Here is a 3,433-nt window from a genome sequence, read left to right as displayed (position 1 = left end):
AGGCCAAAGGAGCCGGCAATCGCCTTGAGGTCAGCCGGGTGGCGGGACAGAGCTTTATGCTGGCAGTAGTGGTGGGAATAGCAGCGGGTGTCCTGGGATTATGGCTGGCGGAGCCTTTTGTGGGGCTCTTTGCCGTGGAAGCGGAAGTAGAGCGCCTGGCCCTGCTCTATATCTATATCGTCTTTAGCATACTACCGGTGGCTTTGACCCTCTATATAATTAATTCGGTTTACCGGGGATTGGGCCGCACCGACATCCCCATGACCATTGCTTTCGTGGTTAATATAGTAAACTGCGCGGCAAATTATATTCTGGTTTACGGAATGGGACCCATACCGGCCTTGGGTGTGGCCGGATCGGCCCTGGCATCTTCCCTGGCTCATGTGGTTGGATTGGTGATGGCCTGCTGGTACTTTTTTGGTGGGCGGGGTGGCTTAAAGGTAAAATTTCGCCTTTCCGAGCGTTTGAACTGGCCCATTATTCAAAACATCTTCCGCTTGGGCCTTCCCAGCATGGGGGAGCAGTTCTTCTTAACTGTATCCGGCCTAGTTTCCGTCTTCCTGATCGTCTTTCTGGGTACTACCGCCTATGCTTCACATGAGGTAGCCTTAGCGGTGGAATCCCTCTCCATCATGCCTGGCTTTGGGGTGGCCATTGCCGCTACCGCGCTGGTAGGGCAGGCGGTAGGTGCGCGGGATCGCCTGGCGGTACAAAAGATGGCGCGGGGTTCGCTGGAACTGGCAGTTCTTTTAATGGGCTTGCTGGGAGTAGTGTTTTTCTGTTTCCCCCAGGCCATTGCCCGGATATTTACCAATGACCCGGTACTTGTCACCCTGGCGGGCAGTCTGGTCCGAATTGCCGCGTTTGAGCAGCTGACTATTGCCCTGAGCATGACCCTGGCCGGTATCTTAAAAGGGGCCGGGGATACCCGTACGCCTATGTATATCACTGCCCTGGCCACCTGGGCCTTCCGTATACCCATAATGTATCTGCTGATTAAAGTCCTGGAGCTTTCTATAGCCTGGATATGGGTGGTATTCGTTATTGACTGGCTGCTGCGCTCGCTGGTTTTCATTATCGTGTACCAGCGCAAGCGTTGGCTGTACCGTTCTTTAGGATCCGAACTGGAAGCGGGTTAGGCTCCGCAGTTGAATACTACTGAAATGAATTCGCGTGCAATGCGTATAAATAAGGAGAGGAGGATGGATATGAAAAAAACTTCAGAGGATATATACGAAGTTAATGGCGAAATCATAGAAATTACGAGTAAGGAGAAGGAAAGCGGCGGGTTTGCCGCAAGGCGTCCAATTACTCTAGTGGTCAAAAAGTTTGAGAAACGCTGGCTGATTGATTCTGTCACTCCAGGTGATTACATGGATGTGGACTCAATTACCTACAAAAATACCCTCTATGGTTTTAATTTTTCTCTGCCAAAAAGCTGGAAAGGCTATACTATTGTAAATAGCCAATGGGAGGGGTTGGCTACGGGAGATGCACAAGGAGAGGCAATAGTTGAAACTGGTCCCATGATTTCTATCCGGCATCCCCAATGGACCGCGGATAACCCCCGGCAGGATATTCCCATTATGGTCTTTACCACCAGTCAGTGGAACTCGCTTCAAGAAAATGAATTCCATATCGGTGCCGCACCTATCGGGCCTAAAGAACTTGGAAGCAATGCAAAATATGTTTTCGCTCTGCCAGCGCGCTATAACTATGCCTTTCCGACCAGATATGAAGAAGTGGAAGAAATTCTGGAAAGCGATCCCCTTCAACCAGTGGAATATCCATAGATATTAAGGAAAATATTATACAAGATTGTTGTCCGGCAACTATAAAATAACAAGAGAAAAAAAGCTATTTCGCAAGCTGCGGAATAGTTTTTAAATAATGATATTCTGCCATATAAGACATAGCAAAGCTTATCAGCTCTTGCGGTACAGGGTGTAGCAGGCCAGTTGGCGCAGGAATTCAGCCTCGGGGCCAAAAAGCTCCAGGCTCTTGAGGCAGGTGGCAATACTTTCTTCCAGTAGCTGCCGGGACTTCCCCAGGCCTAGCAAGCTGGGATAGGTGTTCTTCTCCTTACGGGCGTCGCTGCCCATGCTTTTGCCGGTAAGAGCCGCATCTCCCTGCACATCCAGGATATCATCGCTGATCTGAAAAGCCAGGCCGAAATTATCGGCATAGTTACTTAGGGCCAGCAAGCCGTTCTCCTCTATTCCGCCCACTATGGCTCCGGCTCTGAGGGCCGCCCGGAACAACTGACCGGTTTTCAAGCAGTGCAGCTTCCTCAAGCTCTCATAATCAATAGTCTTACCTTCCGCTTCCAGGTCCAGGATTTGCCCCCCAATCATGCCTCTGCTGCCGGCGGCCCGGGCAATTTCAGCTATCACCCGGCGCATGGTCTCCGGCTTTATCCCGAAAGTGCTGTTTTCTCCGCTCAGCAGTTCAAAAGCAGCGGTAAGCAAGGCATCACCGGTCAAGACCGCATTGGCTTCGCCAAAAACCCGGTGACAAGTGGGTTGGCCACGGCGGAAATCATCATCGTCCATACAGGGCAGGTCATCGTGAACCAGGGAATACGAATGAATCATTTCCAGGGCGCAGGCTGCCGGAATCGCCTGCTCGGCTTCTCCTCCCGCAATCTTCGCCCCCTCCAGAACCATTATGGGCCTGAGCCTTTTCCCTCCGTTAAAAATGGCATAATGCATGGCCTGATGAATCAACGGGGGATCGCTGTCCGGCGGGAGCAAGCAGCCAATTAAGCAATTGTCCACAAACTCTTTGCGTATTTTAATCTCTTCCTGAAAGTGCTCTAAATCAAAATTCATTAGCTAATTACCTCACACTTCGAAATCCAGCAATTCCAATTCCCCACTCAAGTTCTTGACCAATCGCTGAATCTTCCCTTCTGCCTGGGATAATTCCTGGCGGCAAAAAAGGGATAGTTCTATGCCTTCCTCAAAAACCTTGATGGATTCTTCCAGTTCCAACTCACCTGATTCCAGCTGCTCCACACTTTCCTCCAGTTTTTTCAGGGCCAGCTCAAAACTCAGCTTTTCCATCTCTTTACCCTCTCCTTTTTGATGACCTCAATCTCCAGGTCAGCGTGCCTCATAGCCACTTCCAACCGGTCACCAATTTGCACCTGCTGTTCATCTCTAATAATACGACCCTCTTTTTGCAATAGTACATAGCCCCTTTCCATGATTTTCAGGGGACTGAGGCTGTCCAAAGCAGCCACATTCATTGATAGCTGCATTTTCTTTTCCCGGAAAATCTCCGTCATCCCCCGGCTCAGACTCTTTTCCAGCTGGCTAAGCAGTTCCTCCCGCATATGGAGCAGGGAACGGGGCTGTTTCCAAATCCGCTTCATCATAAGGCGGTCAATTATTTCCGTATAATAGAGCAGCTTGCGCTGCATGGCCCGCAG

General features: G+C 50.4%; 5 protein-coding genes. 2 read left to right on the top strand and 3 right to left on the bottom strand.

The genetic code is table 11. From position 1 onward, the window contains the following. Together PHP87_RS11475 and PHP87_RS11470 are read left to right on the top strand one after the other, a co-directional pair. Positions 1 to 1,139, top strand: a 1,139-nt coding sequence (locus PHP87_RS11475) for an MATE family efflux transporter (protein WP_299921497.1), incomplete at its 5' end; no start/stop codon positions are given. Positions 1,140 to 1,202: 63 nt separating this feature from the next. Beyond that, positions 1,203 to 1,793, top strand: a complete 591-nt coding sequence (locus PHP87_RS11470; protein ID WP_299921495.1) for a hypothetical protein — start codon at positions 1,203 to 1,205, stop codon at positions 1,791 to 1,793. 132 nt (positions 1,794 to 1,925) lie between these two features. Here PHP87_RS11470 and PHP87_RS11465 read toward each other — a convergent pair whose 3' ends face one another. From PHP87_RS11465 to PHP87_RS11455, 3 genes are all read right to left on the bottom strand, one after another. Then, on the bottom strand, positions 1,926 to 2,831 hold the full coding sequence (locus PHP87_RS11465) for a polyprenyl synthetase family protein (protein WP_299921493.1): 906 nt from the start codon (positions 2,829 to 2,831) through the stop codon (positions 1,926 to 1,928). A 12-nt stretch (positions 2,832 to 2,843) separates the two neighbouring features. Then, positions 2,844 to 3,065: an exodeoxyribonuclease VII small subunit gene (gene xseB, locus PHP87_RS11460; RefSeq protein ID WP_299921491.1), complete on the bottom strand. Its 222-nt coding sequence runs from the start codon at positions 3,063 to 3,065 to the stop codon at positions 2,844 to 2,846. Continuing rightward, the coding region (locus PHP87_RS11455) for an exodeoxyribonuclease VII large subunit (protein WP_299921489.1) at positions 3,053 to 3,433 on the bottom strand (381 nt) is incomplete at its 5' end. The genes xseB and PHP87_RS11455, both read right to left, overlap by 13 nt.

This window comes from Syntrophomonas sp. (genome assembly GCF_028707975.1).
Taxonomy (GTDB): domain Bacteria; phylum Bacillota; class Syntrophomonadia; order Syntrophomonadales; family Syntrophomonadaceae; genus Syntrophomonas.
This window is presented reverse-complemented; position numbering and strand designations above follow the sequence as displayed.

Bases quoted from the DNA above. Each gene is read 5' to 3' on its own strand.
- PHP87_RS11470 (WP_299921495.1), top strand. From the start codon at position 1,203: ATGGATATGAAAAAAACTTCAGAGGATATATACGAAGTTAATGGCGAA.
- PHP87_RS11465 (WP_299921493.1), bottom strand. From the start codon at position 2,831: ATGAATTTTGATTTAGAGCACTTTCAGGAAGAGATTAAAATACGCAAA.
- xseB (WP_299921491.1), bottom strand. From the start codon at position 3,065: ATGGAAAAGCTGAGTTTTGAGCTGGCCCTGAAAAAACTGGAGGAAAGT.